This window comes from Terrabacter sp. NPDC080008, from assembly GCF_040702505.1.
In the GTDB taxonomy this organism is placed as follows: Bacteria; Actinomycetota; Actinomycetes; order Actinomycetales; family Dermatophilaceae; genus Terrabacter.
Genome location: NZ_JBFBLC010000006.1, coordinates 288,829 through 306,201 on the forward strand (window position 1 = coordinate 288,829; position 17,373 = coordinate 306,201).

Sequence of the window (17,373 nt, forward strand, 5' to 3'; positions counted from 1 at the left end):
TCGCCCGCCGGCCTGTCTGGGCTGTCACAAGCCACGGACGGGCCGCCTCGGCCGCGGGAGGATGGGAGTGGCCGGAGCACGCGGCCCCGACCGCAGTGGAAGGGGAGGGCGATGAGCGCTGCAACCAGCCCGGCAAACGAGAGCTCCACCAGCAGCTCGACTGACAGCTCGACCGGCAGGTCGTCCAGCGAGGACGTGAACCACGGCATCGTCGTCGGCTACGACGGGTCCCCGGGCGCTCGTCTGGCGCTCGACTGGGCCGTCCAGACCGCCGAGCGGGACGAGCGTCCGCTCACGCTGCTGCACTGCGCGGGCATGACGATGACCCCCACCTTCCGGGCCTACGACCCGAGCGTGCAGGCCAGTCCCTACGACGTCATGGCCAAGGGGGTGCTGGACGAGGCGAGGGGGATCGCGACGAAGACGCTCGAGCCCGAGGACGTGCGTTCGGTCAGCGTCATCGGGAGCGCGGCCGCGGAGCTCGTCGCCGCTTCCGAGAATGCCGATCTCGTCGTGACCGGCTCCCGTGGGCACGGTGCCGTCTCGGCCGGGCTCCTCGGCTCCACGTCGTATGCCGTCACGGCCCACGCACACTGCCCCGCGGTGGTCGTCCGAGGCGACGCAGTCGTCCATGCTGGGCCGGGTCACCCGGTCGTGGTGGCGTTCGACGACTCCAAGGATGCGCAACGGGCACTCGAGACGGCGATGCAGGTGGCGGCCGCCGCACAGGCCACGCTGCACGTCATCACGGTGGACAACGTCGGTGGCCTGGAGGTGTGGCCCGAGAGCGACACGGTCGTGGGTCGTGAGCAGATGCTCGAGACGATGCACCAGCACGTGGGGCAGGTCCTGCAGGAGGTCGCCGACGAGATCACCCGCGCACACCCGGGTCTCGAGGTCCGCACGAGCGTGCTTGCGGGGTCCCCCGGACAGGCGGTGGCCGCCTATGCGGTGGACGTGCGTGCTGGCCTGGTCGTCATGGGCTCGCGCGGCCACGGCGGCTTCACCGGGATGCTCCTCGGCTCCGTCAGCCATCGCGTGGTCCACGACGCCCCGTGCCCGGTCATGGTGATCCACTGACGACCGGCCACCGGGCCCGTACCGAGCGAAGGAGCACCGATGGCCACGCCGAGACCGGCCGGTGGCCTCGTCGTCGCCGGCTACGACGGCTCTCCCGCGTCACAGCGAGCGCTGGCGTGGGCGGCTGCCGTGACGCACGCGCTCGGTGACGCGCTGAAGATCGTGCACGCCGTGCGGCTCGTTCCCAGCCGTCAGGGCTACGCCGTGCGCCCCCTCAGCCCTTCGCTGGAGACGGTCGCGGAGACGCTCGTCGGCGCGCCGTCGATGTGGGCCGGCAGGCCGTTGGCGCGGTCCCGTGTCCGCGCCGTGCACGCCTTCGGAGGGCCGGCGGAGGAGCTCGTGGACGCCTCGATGACGGCGGACCTCGTCGTCCTCGGGACGCGAGGGCACGGACGGGCGCGCAGCGCGCTGATGGGCTCGGTGTCATCCGCCGTGGCTGCCCACGCGTACTGCCCGGTGGTCGTGCTGCACGAGCGGGAGCGGCACGAGAGCAGCGCCGTGCACGAGGTGCCGGTGCCCGGTCCCGGGCGCGAGGTGGTCTGCGCCCTGACCCCGGGTGACGACGAGGAGCACACCGCTCGGATCGAGCGCATTGTCTCCTCGGCCGCCACCGTCGCGTCCGGCTGCTCGGCCCCACTCCGCCTCGTGACAGTGCGTCCCGCCACCGGAGCCCCCAAGACGCCTGGCACGAAAGGCGTTTCGTATGCCGTCGGCAGCCTCGCCGTGCGCCACCCGGGTCTTCGCGTGACGGTCGAGACCCTCCACGGCGACCCCGTCGTGACGCTGGCCCGCAGCACCCGCGCGGCCGGACTGCTGGTCATCGGCGCGCCGCACGAAGGTGGCGTCGGCGCAGTTCTGGCCGGAAGTCCCGCCCACCGGATCGTCCACGACGCCTCCTGCCCCGTGATGCTCGTCCACTGAGGCCAGTGCAAGCAGGCGGCGATGCGGTGTCAGCCGGCCGGATCGGGCGGCAGCCGGTTCGCCAGCACCGCCGCAAGGTGGGTGAGCGTCGTCTCGGCTGCTGCTTCCACCGCCCTGGCCCGGGCCTGGTCCGCGCCCGGAGGGTAGCGGAAGCGCAGCGACACGAGAAAGGTCGCGTTGGTGCGTAGCTTCACCGGCCAGCCGTCGAGTCGGGTGCCTACGGGCACCCAGGCCGACACCTCTCCGGGCAGCCGGTCCAGCCGTGCTGCGGCGGCTCCTGACGACGTCAGTCGCACGCGAGCAAGGCGGCCGGTCTCCACCGAGATGTCCGCGGGCTCCGTCGTGTAGCGAGGCTTGGCGAGCCACCACCCGCACAGGTCGTCGGACCCGGTCGACTTGTCCACCACGATCTTCGACCCCGTGATCCGCGCGACGTCCTTCGTCGACAGCGCCGCCAGGCACGGCTTGGAGATCGCGACGGACGCAGAGGTGGACCGCGGCGATGCGACGAGCGGCACCGCGCCAGGCGGACTCGTGGACGCCGAGCCGTGGGAAAGGACGAATGAGGCCAGACCCTCCAGGGCGATGAAGGCCCCGAGAGCGAGGAAGGCGGACACGACCGGACGTCGGCGCCGAGTCACGGGTCGCGACTCAGACACCGCCCCACGACGTCCGCCGTCGCGACCTGGGCCGTGCAGCGTTCCGGAGGGTGTCTGTCGAATCGTCCTCGGCCGCCTGCCGCGTCGCGGCGAAGCCAACGGCTCGCGCGCCTCCGAAGGTGTGGAGCCTCCGACGACGTCGGGGACGGTGAGCGGAGTGGCCGATGGCGCGGGAGTGGCGCTCGCGGCGGGGAAGAGATTCTCCACCCGTCGCGCGGCCAGCTGTGTCTCCACCGGGTCCGCGGCACCCGGCTGACGGAGCAGCCAGCCAGTCAGCCCGGTGTGCGGAACCACCTCTACGCCGCGGACCCGCTGCTGTTGGAACGCCGAAGACCCACAGTCAGCAAGGGCGACGACCGGCACGACCGGCTGGCCCAGGGCCTTCTCCATCTCAGCGGCGAACCGGCTGACGGTGTCGAGCTCGCGGCTTTTCGGCGAGCTGCCGGACGCGTGCTGCCAGAGAGTTGCATCGTGCACGCTCATGCCGCCGGCCCAGTTCTTCGTGTCCACGAGGTAGGCGCCGGAGGGCCCCAGCACGATGTGGTCGAGGTTCGTCTGCGTGCGACCGGGGCGCAGCAGGCGGTCGTGCAGCACCTGCCAGCCCGCCGGCAGCTGCGCGAGGAGCGCGGCCACCCGGCGCTCACCGTCCGCGCCGGCAGCCCAGGCGCCGGCCTCCGACTCGAGCGCCTCGGCCCGCGCCCGGGCCTGCGCAGCCTGGGACCTCAGCTCGTCGGCGCGGCTCTGCGCCGACCCGCCTGCCGCCATGGCCACCCCTGACCCCCGTGCCCGTTGCACGTGCTCCTGCGCCGCGTCCCGGCGCGCGGGCCCCTCGACGTCGCAGACTAGGGACGCGAAGTCGGTCTCGGGCCCGAATCCTCGCAATTCGCGAAGGACTCGGGCCTCGAGACCGTGCCCGGCGGCATACGGCCGGGTGGGGCAGCCGCTCGACGGCGGCGGCGAGGGTGGTCGTGGAGCGTTCCGGACACTGCGGCCGGAGCCGCTCCACGACGGAGCGTCAGCCCGACGGGGGACGCTGGAAGCCCGGCCTTCCGGCCGTGGCGGCAGCTCGCTCGACCGAGCGCTCGAAGCGGTCGGCGGCCAGCCCCACGGTGCGCGGCGGCAGCTCGCCCAGCGCAGGTGGCACGACGACGACCGGGCAGTGGGCCGCCCGCACGAGCCGGCTGCCCAGCCAGCGGGCCCCGACCTCGGTCGAGTGGCCGGCGTCGATGACGAGCAGGTCCGCGGTGCGGCTCTCCTCGATGAGGACGGCGCGTCGCTTCCCGGGGATGACCCGGGTGTCGACGACGTGGTCGGGCCCGAGCACCCGCACCACGTCCTCGGCGAGCCGGGCCTGCTCGGCTGCGAGAGTCGTGTCGTCCGAGACGACGGACGGCAGGCGGCCGCCGGTCGCCGTCTCGGGCATGTGGGCACGCCAGGCACGGACGGCGAGCACGTGGCCACCGCGCACGGCCGCCTCCTCGACGGCCCACCTCAGGGCGCCGGGGGAGCCGCTCGTCGGGCTCACCCCGACGACGATGCGGTGCGGCTTGCCGAGGTTCGCGACGTTCATGCCGCCGCCCCCGACTCCTCCGAGACCTTGCTCAGCGGGTCGGCGATGTCCTCGAGCGACTTGCGCTCGGCATCGATGCCGATGACCAGGGCGACGATGCCACCGAAGATCATGATGACCGCGCCGGCGACATAGCCCCACGTGAGCGGCACGCGGTCCTTGCCGTCGCCGATGAGCGCGCCGTAGAGCACGGGGGCGACGGCGCCGGCGCACTGGGCGATGACGAAGAAGTAGCTGATCGCCTGGCCGCGCACCTCGAGCGGGAAGATCTCGCTCACCGTGAGGTAGGCGGCGGAGGCGCCCGCCGAGGCGAAGAAGAACGACACGCACCAGAAGATCGTGTGGGTCGTGGCGTTGAGGATCTCCGCGTGGAAGGCCCAGGCGGAGACCAGCAGCACGATGCCGGCGATCGTGTAGGTGCTGAAGATCATCTTGCGGCGGCCGATGGTGTCGAAGAGGTGCCCGAGCAGCAGCGGCCCGAGCAGGTTGCCGGCCGCGAACGGCAGGAAGTAGAGCGAGGTGTTGGCCTTCGTGATCCCGTAGAAGTTCGTGAGCACGAGCGCGTAGGTGAAGAAGATCGCGTTGTAGAGGAACGACTGCGTCACCATCATCGTGAGGCCGAGCATCGTCCGCTTGCCGTAGCGCCGGACGAAGACGTCCCACAGCACCTTCGGGCCCATGGCGTCCTCGGGCTTGACGTTGATCGCCTTGCTCTCGTCGACCTCGGAGAGCTCGCCGCCCTCGCGGCGCACGCGCTCCTCGATCTCGTCGACGGTGCGCTCGGCCTCCTCGGCGCGGCCGTGGGTCAGCAGCCAGCGCGGGCTCTCGGGGATGTGCCGGCGCAGGTAGATGATCGACAGACCGAGGATCGGGCCGATGAAGAAGGCCAGGCGCCAGCCGACGTTCTCGGCCACGTTGTCGGGGTTGAGCAGGTACAGGTTGGCGAGGGCGCCGAAGAACGCGCCGAACCAGTAGGTGCCGTTGATCGCGATGTCGACGCGGCCGCGGTAGTGCGCGGGGATCAGCTCGTCGATGGCGGAGTTGATGGCGGTGTACTCGCCGCCGATGCCCATGCCGGCGATGAAGCGGCACGCCCACAGGAACCACATGTTCGGCGACAGGCCGGCCAGGCCGGAGCCGACGAGGTAGATGACGAGCGTGATGATGAAGAGCTTTCGGCGCCCGAGCCGGTCGGTCAGGCGCCCGAAGGTCAGCGCCCCGACGACCTGCCCGACGAGGTAGACGGTGCCCGTCAGGCCCACCTGGGCGGCCGACATGCCGAGCGACTTCTGGAAGCCCGACTCCGAGACGATCTGGATCTCCAGGCCGTCGAGGATCCACGAGACCCCGAGCCCGAAGACGACCGTCCAGTGGAACTTGGTCCACGGGAGCCGGTCCATCCGCGCCGGTACCAGGCTCCGGATGGCACCACCCCTGCGTTGTGCGACAGCCTCGCTCATCACATCTCCTTTGATCCGAACAGCTACCAACCGTCGGGCGAGGACATGCGAGGCACGTCGTCACCGGGAAGTGCGTACCCCCTGATCGGGCTGTGCCAACGCAAACCGGTACATGCGGATGCTCAGCGCTCCTCCGGCGGTCCGTCCTCCTCGTCGTCCTCCTCGTCGTCCTCCTCGTCGTCCTCCTCGTCGTCCTCCTCGGTGCGCCGCAACGCGTCCTGGTAGGCGCGAGGGGCGAGCGTGTCGGGGAAGAGCACGTCGGGCGCCTCGTCCGCCGGCACGTCCGGTCGGCCGCCGTCGTGCTCGTTGGGGTCGGGAGTGCTGGGCTGGGAGCGCTTCACCATGTCCATGCCCGGGTGCGTACCCGCCCGGGCGGAGTCCCACGCCGAGGCGCAGGAGGCCCCGCGTTGCCGGATGCCGGATGCCGGATGCCGTATGCCGCCTCCCACGTCCGATGACGTGTCGGCCCGCGAGGTGGGTACGTTCCCCGCGTACGGTCCGACGCACCAGAGGAGGTCGCCATGCCCGCGAAGAAGCGCTCGTCCAGCTCGAAGACCGACCTGCCGTCGACGCTCGAGCGGTCACCGAAGAAGGCCCAGGAGACGTGGCAGAAGACGCACGACTCGGCCGTGGAGGAGTACGGGGAGGGTGAGCGGGCGCATCGCACCGCGTTCGCCTCGCTCAAGCACTCCTACGAGAAGGTGGGCGACCACTGGGAGGAGAAGGACTCCAAGGGTCCGAGCGACGCCCAGGCCGCTCGGGGCGGCGCCGATGCCCGGCGCACGTCCGGCCGCGGGGACACGGCCGGCGGTGTCAACGCCAACGCCTCCAAGAAGCACCTCTACGACATCGCCCAGCGGCTCGAGGTCAGGGGCCGGTCGCAGATGTCCAAGGACGAGCTGGTCGAGGCGATCCAGCGCGCGAACGACCGCTCCACGGCCAAGGCGCGCAAGAGCTCGAGCTGACCCGGCTCCACGGCATACGCCCCCGTCTGTCGCTCCTGTCGCAGTCCTCACAAACCGCCCCCGGCGCGCGCGCAGGACGGGAGGATGGAGGTGGCCGGAGGATCGGCCCCGGCCGGACGCGGAAGGGGTGCACCATGAACGGCGCGGCTCGCGCGAGGTACGGCATCGTCGTCGGCTACGACGACTCAGTGGGGTCGCAGCTCGCCCTCGACTGGGCGGCGGAGACGGCCCGGCAGCAGGGCAAGCACCTGACCATCCTCAACGGCGTCAACATCGCCGGTGCACCTGCGTCCCCCGGCATGGACCTCGCGTCGTTCGAACCGACCATGGAGAAGGCGGCCAAGTCGCTGGTCGACAAGGGCGCGGAGCGGGCCGGGACGACCCTCGACGCCTCGCAGATCGAGGTGCAGTACTGGCTCGGCAGCCCTGCGTCGCAGCTGGTCGAGGCCTCCAAGGACGCCGACCTCGTCGTGGTCGGCAGCCGCGGTCGCGGGCGCTTCCTCGCCGGGCTGCTCGGCTCGACCTCGTACGCCGTCGCCGCCCACGCGCACTGCCCGGTCGTCGTCCTGCGCGGCCCGGAGGGCGAGACACCCGACGACGTCCCGATGCCGCCACGGCCAGGACGCGACCACGACGTGGTCGTCGGCATCGACGACTCCGACGCAGCGGAAAGGGCTGTCGACGCTGCAGCCGAGGTGGCCGAGCGGGAGGGTGCGGTGCTGCACATCGTCAGCGTCGCCCACTCCGTCTCGATGGAGTCCTGGGCCTACGTCGAGTCGGCCAAGGGCGGCACCGAGGAGACCCACGCGATCCGCGACCGCGCCGACCAGCTGTTGACCCACGCGGCGAACCGCGTCAGGGCGCAGCATCCCAAGGTCATCGTGACCACGGAGGTGCTCTACGGCGACCCGGGCCAGTCCCTGGCCGACCTCGGGGCGACCGCCGGTCTCATCGTGGTCGGCTCCCGCGGTCGCGGCGGGTTCACGGGCATGCTGCTCGGCTCCGTGAGCCACCGGGTGGTCCACAACGCGGCCTGCCCGGTCATGATCGTCCGGTGACGATCGCCCGACGCCGAGGCGGGCAGGCGAGCCGGCTCAGGCGTCGAGCGCCTCGGCGAAACGCCCGAGCGCCTCGTCCCAGCGGGACTTGTCGCCGGCGCCGTCGTCGGCGATGCCCTGGCCCTCGTGGTAGAGGTCCACGCGGGTGCCCTCGCCGTCCGGTCTCAGCTGCAGGTCGACGATGCTGAGCGGGCCGTCCTCGTGCGGGTGCCAGCTGACGCGGATCTGCTCGAGCGGGTGGTAGCTGCGCACCACGCCGTGCGGCCCGTCGGCGCTGTGCCAGGACTCGCCCTTGTTGCCCAGCGTGACGCCGGGGCCGAGGAGGGCCTCCGTGCCGCGGGCGCTGATCAGGTGCTGCCACACCTGCTCGACCGGGGCGGTGACCGTCACGCTCGAGTGGACTCCGGCGGGAGACCCCTCGAGATCGCGGTCCTCGTCGGACGCGGCGCCGTCCGGGGCAGCGTGGTCGGGGACGGACTGGGCGGGACTGCTCATGAGCACCTCCGGGTGGCTCGGACCGGCTCCTCGTGGGCCGGACCCACTACCTGACAGTCGACCAAAGACTGGGCTCCGTGACAATGGGGTCGCGCGCTTCGGTTGGCCGCCGGGGCTCGCTGTTCTCGCTCCGCCGCGTGCCGACCCGCCCTAGCCTCGGTGCATGATCGACCACTTCGGGATCAACTGCTCGGACTTCGAGGCCAGCGCCCGCTTCTACGACGCCGTGCTCGGCCTCCTGGGCTACGGGCGCCAGATGGACGTCGGGATGGCCATCGGCTACGGCACCGAGGGCCACCCCGACTTCTGGATCACCCGCTGGCAGGGCGAGGAGCCCAACCGGGAGATGCACTGCGCCTTCCGTGCGGACAGCGTCGAGGCGGTGCAGGCCTTCCACGCGAAAGCACTCGAGCTCGGCGCCGAGTCGCTGCACGAGCCGCGGCTGTGGCCGGAGTACCACCCGGGCTACTACGGCGCGTTCGTGCGCGACCCGGACGGCAACAACGTCGAGGCCGTCTTCCACCGGGCCCGACCCGACGCCTGAGCGCCCGCCGCGACGCGGTGCTGAGGCGTCGGGTCGTGACGACCGCTCAGCCGGTGAAGCCGGCGCGGCGCAGGGCGTCGGCCATCGCGCTGTTGACGGGCGCCTCGTCGCGTCGAGGCCGCCCACCCTGACCACTGGTGCCCTGGCCGCCACGGCCCTTGTTGCCACGGTTCTGGTCGTTGCGGCCCTGGCCACCACGCGCACTCGAGCCGGGCCGTCCGTCGCGACGCTGGCCCGGCTTCCCGCCGCGCTCGTCGGTGCCGCTGGCCGGCATTTCGTCGTCGAGGCGCAGGGTCAGGGAGATGCGCTTGCGGGGCACGTCGACGTCGAGGACCTTCACCATGACGACGTCACCGGGCTTGACCACCTCCCGCGGGTCGCGCACGAAGCTCTTCGACAGGGCCGACACGTGGGCCAGGCCGTCCTGGTGGACGCCGATGTCGATGAAGGCGCCGAAGGCGGCCACGTTGGTCACGACGCCCTCGAGGGTCATGCCGGGCTTGAGGTGCTTGATCTCCTCGACGCCCTCCTTGAAGGTGGCCGTCTTGAAGGTCGGGCGCGGGTCGCGTCCGGGCTTGTCGAGCTCGCTGATGATGTCGGTGACGGTCGGCAGCCCGAAGGTGTCGTCGACGTAGTCGGCGGGACGGAGCGCCTGCAGCGCAGCGGTGTTGCCGATGAGCGAGGTCAGCTTCTGACCGGTCGACTCGAGCATCCGGCGGACCACCGGATACGCCTCGGGGTGCACCGCGGACGCGTCCAGCGGGTCGTCGCCGCCGGAGATCCGCAGGAAGCCGGCCGCCTGCTCGAAGGCCTTGGGTCCGAGCCGCGGCACGTCCTTGAGGGCCTTGCGGGTGCGGAAGGGGCCCGTCGCGTCACGGTGGGCGACGATGCTGTCGGCCAGGCCGGGTGTGATGCCGGAGACCCGGGTCAGCAGGGGAGCGGAGGCGGTGTTGACGTCGACGCCGACCGCGTTGACGCAGTCCTCGACCACCGCGTCGAGTGAGCGGGACAGGGCCGTCTGGCTGATGTCGTGCTGGTACTGCCCGACGCCGATCGACTTGGGGTCGATCTTGACGAGCTCGGCGAGCGGGTCCTGGAGGCGGCGGGCGATCGACACGGCCCCGCGCAGCGACACGTCCATCCCGGGCAGCTCCTGCGACGCGAACGCCGACGCCGAGTAGACCGAGGCCCCGGCCTCGGAGACGACCGCGGAGGTGAGCTTCAGCTCCGGGTGCGTCTTGATGAGGTCGGCCGCGAGGCGGTCCGTCTCGCGGGAGGCGGTGCCGTTGCCGATCGCGATGAGGTCGACCGAGTGCTCCTTGGCCAGGCGCGCGAGCGTCGCGAGGGAGCGGTCCCACTGGTTCTGCGGCACGTGGGGGTAGATCACGTCGGTCGCGACGACGCGGCCCGTCCCGTCGACGACGGCGACCTTGACGCCGGTGCGGAAGCCGGGGTCGAGGCCCATCGTGGCGCGGGCGCCCGCCGGAGCGGCGAGGAGCAGGTCGCGCAGGTTGGCGGCGAACACGCGTACGGCCTCCTCCTCGGCGGCGCGGCGCAGCTGCATCCGTGCGTCGATGCCGAGGTGGACGAGGATCTTCGTGCGCCACGCCCAGCGGACCGTGTCGGCGAGCCACTGGTCGGCCGGGCGACCGGCGTTCTCGATGCCGAAGCGGCGGGCGATGGCGCGTTCGTATGCCGTCGGGCCGGGCTGCTGCTCGGCTGCCGGGTCCTCGGGGCTGATCTCGAGGGAGAGCACGTCCTCCTTCTCGCCGCGGAAGAGCGCGAGGATGCGGTGGGACGGCAGCTTCGAGAGCGGCTCGGAGAAGTCGAAGTAGTCGGAGAACTTGGCGCCCTCCTCCTCCTTGCCGGCGCGGACCTTCGAGCCGAGGTGGCCCTGCTTCCACACCCGCTCGCGCAGGTCGCCGATGAGGTCGGCGTCCTCGGCGAAGCGCTCCACGAGGATGGCGCGCGCGCCGTCGAGGGCGGCCGCCGGGTCGGCCACCTCCCGTGCGGGGTCCACGAACGTCGCGGCTGCAGCGGCCGGGTCGGTGTCGGGAGAGCTGAGCAGCATCTCGGCGAGCGGCTCGAGCCCGGCCTCCCGGGCGATCTGGGCCTTGGTGCGCCGCTTCGGCTTGAAGGGCAGGTAGATGTCCTCGAGCCGGGCCTTGGTCTCGGCGCCCATGACCTGGGCCCGCAGGGTGTCGTCGAGCTTGCCCTGCTCCTCGATCGAGGCCAGCACCGCCGCCCGCCGCTCCTCGAGCTCGCGCAGGTAGCCGAGGCGCTCCTCGAGGGTGCGCAGCTGGGCGTCGTCGAGCCCGCCCGTGACCTCCTTGCGGTAGCGCGCCACGAAGGGCACGGTCGAGCCGCCGTCGAGCAGGCCGACCGCGGCGGCCACCTGGCCGTCACGCACCCCGAGCTCCTCCGCGATGCGACGCTCGATCGAGGGCACCTTCACCTGGGCAGTCGCCTGGTTGTTCACCGGGTTGTTCTCCTTGTCGACGGCGGACGCAGCCACGCATTCTGCCGTGCGGCCGGGATCAGTCGTCGAGCAGGGCCTGCAGGGCGGCGCGCTCCGCCTCGGGCACGTAGCCGGCGTAGTAGTCGTAGATGCTGTGCAGCGACGCACGACCAGCACCGGGCCCGTCGCCGGCCCGGATCGCGGCGAGCACCTGCTCGTGGTGGCCGAGGGAGCGCTTCATCAGGGCCTGCGCGTTGCGGGCGTGCGCGATCTTGTCGGAGATGAGCGAGAGCACGGTGTCGCGCACGACGGCGTTGCACACCTGGATCAGGGTGTTGCCGCTCGCCCGGGCGATCGCCTCGTGGAAGGCGATGTCGGCCTCGCTGAAGGAGCCGTAGCCGCCGTCGACGGCCACGCGCATCTGCTCGATGGCGGCCTCCATCTCGGCGAGCTGCTCCTCGGTGCGGAGCACGGCGGCGAGCCGGTTCGCCGTGGAGTCGAGCATCATCCGGCTGACGATCAGCTGCGACAGGGCCAGTCCGTCCGCGCGAGCGAGTCGTCGCACCTGCTTGGTCAGCCCACCGGTGGTGAAGGGCAGGATCTCGGGGCCGTTCGGGTCGCCGGGGCGCGAGCGCACGACGCCGTTGCTCTCCAGCACCCGCAGGGCCTCGCGCACGGTGGCCCGGCTGGTGCCGAACTGCACGACGAGCTCGCGCTCGCTCGGCAGGCGCTGGCCCGGACGCAGCTCACCGCTCGCGATCGCATCCTCGACCTGCTCGACGATGCGCTCGTAGAGGCGGACCGGCCGCACCGGCTCGAAGCCGCGGGCCGCCGCGTCAGGCACGGCCGCCACGCCCGTCCGTCGCCAGCGGCTCAGCCGGCCCTGCCGTCGCGACCGGCATGCCCTGCTCGACGGCGGGGATGGGCCAGCACGGACTCGCGTCGGCCGGCCGGTGGTGCTCGTACCAGTCGACGGCGCGGAGCACGCCCACGTCGTCGAAGCGCCGGCCCGACACCTGCAGGCCGATGGTGCGCCCGTCGGCTGTGAAGCCGCAGTTGACCGACGCGGCCGGCTGGCCGGACATGTTGTAGGGCGCGGTGAAGCCGATGTGCGCCATGCCGAGGTCGTCCTCGCCCCACGGCATGGGCCGCTCGGCGGCGAACGCCGCCACCGGTGCGACGGGGGACAGGACGAGGTCGAAGGGCTCGGTCGCCGCGACCGTGGCCTGCTGCAGCGCCATGATGCTCGCGTAGTCGCGCAGCGCGGACGTGCCGTCGACGTCCCGCACCGCCAGCACCCAGCGCTGGATGAAGGGCAGGACGCGCTCGCGGGCCTCGGGCGACAGCGCGTCGAAGTCGGCGAGCGAGCGCAGTCGCCAGAACTCGTCGAGGTCGTGCAGCATCCGCGGCGTCATGAAGGGGGCGAGCGGCACCACCTCCGCGCCGCCTGCCTCGAAGACCGACGCGGCCGCCTCGACGGCCCGGCGCACCTCGGCCTCGAGCGGGAGGCCGCAGCCGGCGTCGAGCTGCAGGCCGACCCGCAGGCCCCGCACCTCGCCCGGTTCCGGGGCCAGGACGGTGCCGAGGTCCTCGGGTGGCAGGCTCGTCCAGTCGCGGGGGTCGGGACGGCTGATGACCGACAGGAGCAGGGCGGCATCGCGGGCCGAACGGGTCAACGGGCCGGCCGCGCGGCCGAGGTAGGGGGCGTCGAGGGGCACCCGGCCCGCACTCGGCTTGAGCGTCGTCAGGCCGAGCCACGTGCCGGGCAGCCGGATGGAGCCGCCGATGTCGGTGCCGACGTGCAGCGGCCCGTAACCCCCGGCCGCGGCGGCACCTGCACCGGAGCTCGAGCCGCCGGTCGTCAGGGCCGGGTCCCACGGCGAGCGGGTGATGCCGTGCAGGCTGGACACCCCGGAGCTGAGCATGCCCCAGTCGGGCATGACGGTGGAGCCGAGGATGACCCCGCCGGCCTCCTCGATGCGCTCGACGACCGGGCTGCTGCGGACAGGCACGACCGGCTCGACTCCCGCGTTGCCGGCGGGCATGGGCACCCCGGCACGAGCAAGGTTCTCCTTGACGGTCACCGGGACGCCGTCGACGGGTCCGGCGGGTTCGCCTCTGCCCCAACGGGCCTCGCTCGCCCGCGCTGCCGCCTCGGCGGTGTCCAGGTCAAGGTGCCAGAAGGCGTTGAGCTCGGGCTCGCGCGTCTCGATGACGGCGACCACGTCCCGGAGGACGTCGACCGGCGAGAGGTCGCCGGCGGCATACGCGGTGACGAGCTCGGTGGCGGTGAGGCCGGCCGGTCGGCCAGACGGGTGCGGCATGGGCGTCCTTCCGCGGGGGACGGCCCTCGGGCCGCCGGACTCGCCGGACGAGGTCTTGACATCCGGCCTGTTGAGAGAAACGGTACCTGTCACAGCGCAAAAGTGCACTGGTCTGACCAGTCGGATCTGGACAGGTCGACGACGACCTCCTCAGCAAGGAGAGCCATGGCTGTGAGACTCGCAGCGATCCCCGGCGACGGGGTCGGCCCCGAGGTCGTCGCTGCCACCCTGCCGGTGCTGACGGCAGCGCTGGAGGCCCAGGGCGAGGCTCTCGAGGTCACCGAGCTCGACTGGGGCGCAGACCGGTTCGTGCGCGAGGGAGCCGCGATGCCGGCTGACGCCGCCGAGGTCGTATGCCGTCACGACGCCGTCCTCTTCGGTGCGGTCGGGCGCCCCGACGTCCCCGACCACGAGCTCGTCTGGGGCCTGATCATCGGCCTGCGCCAGCAGCTCGACCTCGCGGTAAACGTGCGGCCGGTGCGCGCCTTCGAGGGCGTGCCGAGCAGGGTCAGAGACGTCGACGGCGTCGACCTGGTGATCGTCCGGGAGAACACCGAGGGGGAGTACGTCGGGGCCGGCGGCCTGGCCCACGCGGGCACCGGCCACGACCTCGGCATCGAGGTCGCCGTGCACTCCCGGCGCGTCATCGAGCGCGCCGCCGAGCACGCGTTCACCCTCGCCGAGCAGCGCCGAGGCCGCCTCTCGCTCGTGACCAAGTCCAACGCCATGCGGCACGGCTACCCCCTCTGGGACGCCGTCGTGCGCGAGGTGGGCGAGCGCCATCCCGACGTCGAGCTCGAGGTCGTGCTCGTCGACGCCATGGCCGCCCGTCTCGTGCAGAGCCCCCACTCGCTCGACGTGTTGCTCGCGGGCAACCTCTTCGGCGACATCCTCAGCGACCTGGCGGCCGTGCTGGCCGGCGGGATGGGGATGGCGCCCAGCGCCAACGTCCTGCCCGGCGGCTCGGTGCCGGGCGTCTACGAGCCGGTCCACGGCTCCGCGCCCGACATCGCGGGAATGGGCATCGCCAACCCCACCGCGTGCCTGCTCTCGGGTGCGATGCTGCTCGAAGACCTCGGGCGGGCCGCGGCTGCGGCATCCGTCCGCACGGCGCTGGCCGCGGCTCTCCGACTGCCCGACCACCACACCCCCGACCTCGGCGGCAGCGCGAGCACCTCGCAGCTGGCCGCAGCGGTCCTGCACGAGATGGAGTCACGATGAAGCACACCCGCATCGGCACGGCCGCGTCGGCGACGCTGCTCCTGGCCCTCACCGCGGCCTGCTCCGCGGGCTCCGGGGCCTCCGGAGGTGGTGGCGCCGGCGGCACCGCCGGAGGCGGCGGGGGCAGTGGCGCGACGGCGCTGACCGTCGGCCTCGTCGCCGAGCCGGCGAGCCTGGACTTCACCAAGCAGGACGGCGCCGCGATCCCGCAGGCCCTGCTCGACAACGTCTACGAGACGCTCGTCAAGGTCGACCAGCAGGGCGACCTCAAGCCGTCGCTGGCCAAGTCGTGGACGGTCTCCCCGGACCGCCGCACCTACACCTTCGAGCTGGTCGACAACGCGAAGTTCACCGACGGGCAGCCCTTCACCGCCAAGGACGCCGTCTACTCGATCGACCAGGTCAAGAAAGCCTGGACGATCTCGCTCAAGGCGGCCATGGACGTCGTCCAGGACGCGAAGGCCCTCAGCGACACCAAGCTGCAGGTGACCCTGGCCAAGCCGAGCAACGACTGGCTCTACCGGATGTCGACCCGGATCGGCGCGATGATGACCGAGAAGGAGGCGTCCACCCTCGCCACCAAGCCCGTCGGCACCGGCCCCTACGTCTTCGACCAGTGGCGGCGCGGCGACTCGATCACCTTCAAGGCCAACCCGTCCTACTGGGGCAGCAAGCCCTACTTCCAGCAGGTGACTCTCAAGTACTTCAAGGACCCGACCGCCCTCAACAACGCCCTGCTGACCAAGACCATCAACGTCATCGGGACGGTGCAGGCACCCGAGTCGCTCGCCCAGTTCCAGGGCAACAACGCATACGAGATCGTCGAGGGCACCACGAACGGCGAGGTGCTCCTGTCGATGAACAACGGCAAGGCGCCCTTCAACAACCTCAAGGTCCGCCAGGCCGTGCGCTACGCCATCGACCACAAGGCCCTGCTCGACACGTGCTGGGCCGGGCACGGCAGCCTCGTCGGCAGCATGGTGCCGCCGACCGACCCGTGGTACGAGGACCTCACCGGCCTCTACCCGCACGACCTCGCGAAGGCCAAGGCGCTCGTGGCCGAGACCGGGGTCGGCGCGACCCCCGTGCGCCTGCGCATCCCGTCGCTGCCGTATGCCGTCTCGTGCGGCCAGGTGGTCAAGAGCCAGCTCGAGCAGGCCGGGTTCAAGGTCACGCTCGACCAGCTCGAGTTCCCGGCCGTGTGGCTGCAGACGGTCTTCACCGACGCCGACTACGACATGTCGATCATCGCGCACGTCGAGCCGCGGGACATGCCGGCGGTGTTCGGCAACCCGAAGTACTACACGCGCTACGACAACAAGCAGTTCCAAGCCGACCTGGCCGCCGCCGACTCCGGCACGCCGGAGCAGCAGGTGACGCTGATGAAGAAGGCGGCTCGCGAGCTGTCGCAGGACGCCGCTGGCGACGTGCTCTTCGTCCTGCCGAACCTCATGGTGGCCGAGAAGGGCATCACGGGGCTGCCGAAGAACGCCATCACCGAGTCGTTCGAGCTCGCCGACCTCGCCCGGTCGTGACGGTCGTGGGCCGGCCGGGCACGCACCGGCCGGTCCACCCCGGCTCGACGGCGGTCGCCTCCCGCGGCCCTCGACCCCGACAGGACACCGATGCTGCTCCAGATCCTCCGACGCACGGCGGCGCTCGTCGTGAGCCTGATCGTCAGCTCCGTGCTCGTCTTCGTCTTCATGGCGCTGCTGCCCGGTGACCCGGCGCGAGTCGCGCTGGGCGTCAACGCCTCCGAGGCGTCGGTCGCCCAGCTGCGGCAGCAGTTCGGGCTCGACCAGCCGCTGGTGACGCAGTACCTCTCGTGGATCGGCGGGTTCCTGCGCTTCGACCTCGGCACGAGCTACGTGTCGCGGGTCGCCATCGCGCCGCAGATCATCGACCGCCTCCAGGTGACGCTGTGGCTGGTCGTCTGCTCGATGGTGCTCGCGCTCGTCATCGCGGTCCCGTTCGGCACCCTGATGGCGCTGCGGCAGCGCCGGCCGAGCGGTTTCGTGCTCTCCGCGGTGTCGCAGGTCGGCGTCGCCGTCCCCGCCTTCCTCGCCGGCATCCTGCTCGTCACGGTGTTCGCCGTGAAGCTGCAGTGGCTGCCCGCCAACGGCTGGACGCCGCCCGACCAGGACCCCATCCAGTTCCTGCGACAGCTCGTCCTGCCCGTGCTCTCGCTCGGCCTCGTCCAGGGCGCGGTCCTGACGCGATACGTGCGCAGCGCCATCCTCGACGTCCAGCGGGAGGACTACATCCGCACAGCGCGGGCCAAGGGCCTGGGTCCCATGCAGGCGCTGCGCCGACACGGGTTCCGCAACGCGGCGATCCCCGTCGTGACGGTCCTGGCCCTGCAGCTGGCCACCCTGTTGATCGGCGCGGTGGTCGTCGAGCGCGTCTTCGTCATCCCGGGCCTGGGCAGCCTCCTGCTCGACCAGGTTGCCAACCGCGACCTCATCTTCGTCCAGGACATCGTGATGCTCCTCGTCCTGGCCGTGCTGCTCGTCAACTTCGTCGTCGACCTGCTCTACCTCGTCATCGACCCGAGACTGAAGGTGGCCACCCGATGAGTGCCGAACCCACGCCGCGGCCAGTGGTGTCGCTCGACGGCC

Annotated in this window: 16 protein-coding genes; 8 read left to right on the forward strand and 8 right to left on the reverse strand. The window is 71.8% G+C overall.

Annotation, left to right across the window (positions count from 1 at the left end):
• Positions 1 to 111: 111 nt before the first annotated feature.
• Both AB0316_RS17525 and AB0316_RS17530 read left to right on the forward strand, forming a co-directional pair.
• Positions 112 to 1,080, forward strand: coding sequence for a universal stress protein (locus tag AB0316_RS17525; protein ID WP_366274324.1), 969 nt, complete (start codon positions 112 to 114; stop codon positions 1,078 to 1,080).
• Between the two features lie 39 nt (positions 1,081 to 1,119).
• Positions 1,120 to 2,001, forward strand: coding sequence for a universal stress protein (locus AB0316_RS17530; RefSeq protein ID WP_366274325.1), 882 nt, complete (start codon positions 1,120 to 1,122; stop codon positions 1,999 to 2,001).
• A gap of 29 nt (positions 2,002 to 2,030) precedes the next feature.
• Here the strand turns inward: AB0316_RS17530 and AB0316_RS17535 are convergent, their stop codons facing one another.
• The 4 genes from AB0316_RS17535 to AB0316_RS17550 all read right to left on the reverse strand — a co-directional run bounded on the left by AB0316_RS17535 (position 2,031) and on the right by AB0316_RS17550 (position 6,040).
• Positions 2,031 to 3,425, reverse strand: coding sequence for a nuclease-related domain-containing protein (locus AB0316_RS17535; RefSeq protein WP_366274326.1), 1,395 nt, complete (start codon positions 3,423 to 3,425; stop codon positions 2,031 to 2,033).
• A gap of 250 nt (positions 3,426 to 3,675) precedes the next feature.
• Positions 3,676 to 4,230, reverse strand: coding sequence for a universal stress protein (locus AB0316_RS17540; RefSeq protein WP_366274327.1), 555 nt, complete (start codon positions 4,228 to 4,230; stop codon positions 3,676 to 3,678).
• The gene (locus AB0316_RS17545; protein WP_366274328.1) at positions 4,227 to 5,690 is read right to left on the reverse strand and encodes an MFS transporter; all 1,464 of its coding nucleotides are present in this window, start codon (positions 5,688 to 5,690) and stop codon (positions 4,227 to 4,229) included. The genes AB0316_RS17540 and AB0316_RS17545 overlap by 4 nt, the downstream gene beginning before the upstream one ends.
• Before the next feature lie 122 nt (positions 5,691 to 5,812).
• Positions 5,813 to 6,040: a hypothetical protein gene (locus tag AB0316_RS17550; RefSeq protein WP_366274329.1), complete on the reverse strand. Its 228-nt coding sequence runs from the start codon at positions 6,038 to 6,040 to the stop codon at positions 5,813 to 5,815.
• A 171-nt stretch (positions 6,041 to 6,211) separates the two neighbouring features.
• Between AB0316_RS17550 and AB0316_RS17555 the strand changes: the two genes are divergently transcribed.
• Positions 6,212 to 6,655 carry a ChaB family protein gene (locus AB0316_RS17555; protein WP_366274330.1) on the forward strand — a complete coding sequence of 148 codons (444 nt, stop codon included), beginning with the start codon at positions 6,212 to 6,214 and terminating at the stop codon, positions 6,653 to 6,655.
• A gap of 134 nt (positions 6,656 to 6,789) precedes the next feature.
• Positions 6,790 to 7,713, forward strand: a complete 924-nt coding sequence (locus AB0316_RS17560) for a universal stress protein (protein WP_366274331.1) — start codon at positions 6,790 to 6,792, stop codon at positions 7,711 to 7,713.
• Between the two features lie 36 nt (positions 7,714 to 7,749).
• Here AB0316_RS17560 and AB0316_RS17565 read toward each other — a convergent pair whose 3' ends face one another.
• Positions 7,750 to 8,208 (reverse strand): SRPBCC domain-containing protein, encoded by a 459-nt coding sequence (locus AB0316_RS17565; protein WP_366274332.1) that lies wholly within the window; start codon positions 8,206 to 8,208, stop codon positions 7,750 to 7,752.
• Positions 8,209 to 8,371: 163 nt separating this feature from the next.
• Between AB0316_RS17565 and AB0316_RS17570 the strand changes: the two genes are divergently transcribed.
• Entirely contained in the window at positions 8,372 to 8,752 is a 381-nt protein-coding gene (locus tag AB0316_RS17570; protein WP_366274333.1) for a VOC family protein, read from the forward strand.
• Positions 8,753 to 8,798: 46 nt separating this feature from the next.
• Here the strand turns inward: AB0316_RS17570 and AB0316_RS17575 are convergent, their stop codons facing one another.
• The 3 genes from AB0316_RS17575 to AB0316_RS17585 form a co-directional block, all read right to left on the reverse strand.
• Positions 8,799 to 11,207, reverse strand: coding sequence for a Tex family protein (locus tag AB0316_RS17575; RefSeq protein ID WP_366274371.1), 2,409 nt, complete (start codon positions 11,205 to 11,207; stop codon positions 8,799 to 8,801).
• Between the two features lie 82 nt (positions 11,208 to 11,289).
• Entirely contained in the window at positions 11,290 to 12,063 is a 774-nt protein-coding gene (locus tag AB0316_RS17580; RefSeq protein ID WP_366274334.1) for a FadR/GntR family transcriptional regulator, read from the reverse strand.
• Positions 12,047 to 13,534, reverse strand: a complete 1,488-nt coding sequence (locus tag AB0316_RS17585) for an amidase (protein ID WP_366274335.1) — start codon at positions 13,532 to 13,534, stop codon at positions 12,047 to 12,049. Before AB0316_RS17585 ends, AB0316_RS17580 begins: the two co-directional genes overlap by 17 nt.
• A 165-nt stretch (positions 13,535 to 13,699) precedes the next feature.
• Here AB0316_RS17585 and AB0316_RS17590 point away from each other — a divergent pair, with 165 nt between their 5' ends.
• The 3 genes from AB0316_RS17590 (at position 13,700) to AB0316_RS17600 (ending at position 17,331) form a co-directional block, all read left to right on the forward strand.
• On the forward strand, positions 13,700 to 14,755 hold the full coding sequence (locus AB0316_RS17590; RefSeq protein ID WP_366274336.1) for an isocitrate/isopropylmalate dehydrogenase family protein: 1,056 nt from the start codon (positions 13,700 to 13,702) through the stop codon (positions 14,753 to 14,755).
• Positions 14,752 to 16,290 carry an ABC transporter substrate-binding protein gene (locus AB0316_RS17595; protein WP_366274337.1) on the forward strand — a complete coding sequence of 513 codons (1,539 nt, stop codon included), beginning with the start codon at positions 14,752 to 14,754 and terminating at the stop codon, positions 16,288 to 16,290. Before AB0316_RS17590 ends, AB0316_RS17595 begins: the two co-directional genes overlap by 4 nt.
• A gap of 90 nt (positions 16,291 to 16,380) precedes the next feature.
• Positions 16,381 to 17,331, forward strand: coding sequence for an ABC transporter permease (locus tag AB0316_RS17600; protein WP_366274338.1), 951 nt, complete (start codon positions 16,381 to 16,383; stop codon positions 17,329 to 17,331).
• Positions 17,332 to 17,373: the final 42 nt, after the last annotated feature.

Coding starts and splice junctions, on each gene's coding strand:
- AB0316_RS17595 (WP_366274337.1), top strand. CDS start 14,752: ATGAAGCACACCCGCATCGGCACGGCCGCGTCGGCGACGCTGCTCCTG.
- AB0316_RS17600 (WP_366274338.1), top strand. CDS start 16,381: ATGCTGCTCCAGATCCTCCGACGCACGGCGGCGCTCGTCGTGAGCCTG.
- AB0316_RS17535 (WP_366274326.1), bottom strand. CDS start 3,425: ATGGCGGCAGGCGGGTCGGCGCAGAGCCGCGCCGACGAGCTGAGGTCC.
- AB0316_RS17550 (WP_366274329.1), bottom strand. CDS start 6,040: ATGGACATGGTGAAGCGCTCCCAGCCCAGCACTCCCGACCCCAACGAG.
- AB0316_RS17590 (WP_366274336.1), top strand. CDS start 13,700: ATGGCTGTGAGACTCGCAGCGATCCCCGGCGACGGGGTCGGCCCCGAG.
- AB0316_RS17530 (WP_366274325.1), top strand. CDS start 1,120: ATGGCCACGCCGAGACCGGCCGGTGGCCTCGTCGTCGCCGGCTACGAC.
- AB0316_RS17555 (WP_366274330.1), top strand. CDS start 6,212: ATGCCCGCGAAGAAGCGCTCGTCCAGCTCGAAGACCGACCTGCCGTCG.
- AB0316_RS17540 (WP_366274327.1), bottom strand. CDS start 4,230: ATGAACGTCGCGAACCTCGGCAAGCCGCACCGCATCGTCGTCGGGGTG.
- AB0316_RS17565 (WP_366274332.1), bottom strand. CDS start 8,208: ATGAGCAGTCCCGCCCAGTCCGTCCCCGACCACGCTGCCCCGGACGGC.
- AB0316_RS17525 (WP_366274324.1), top strand. CDS start 112: ATGAGCGCTGCAACCAGCCCGGCAAACGAGAGCTCCACCAGCAGCTCG.
- AB0316_RS17570 (WP_366274333.1), top strand. CDS start 8,372: ATGATCGACCACTTCGGGATCAACTGCTCGGACTTCGAGGCCAGCGCC.
- AB0316_RS17585 (WP_366274335.1), bottom strand. CDS start 13,534: ATGCCGCACCCGTCTGGCCGACCGGCCGGCCTCACCGCCACCGAGCTC.
- AB0316_RS17545 (WP_366274328.1), bottom strand. CDS start 5,690: ATGAGCGAGGCTGTCGCACAACGCAGGGGTGGTGCCATCCGGAGCCTG.
- AB0316_RS17560 (WP_366274331.1), top strand. CDS start 6,790: ATGAACGGCGCGGCTCGCGCGAGGTACGGCATCGTCGTCGGCTACGAC.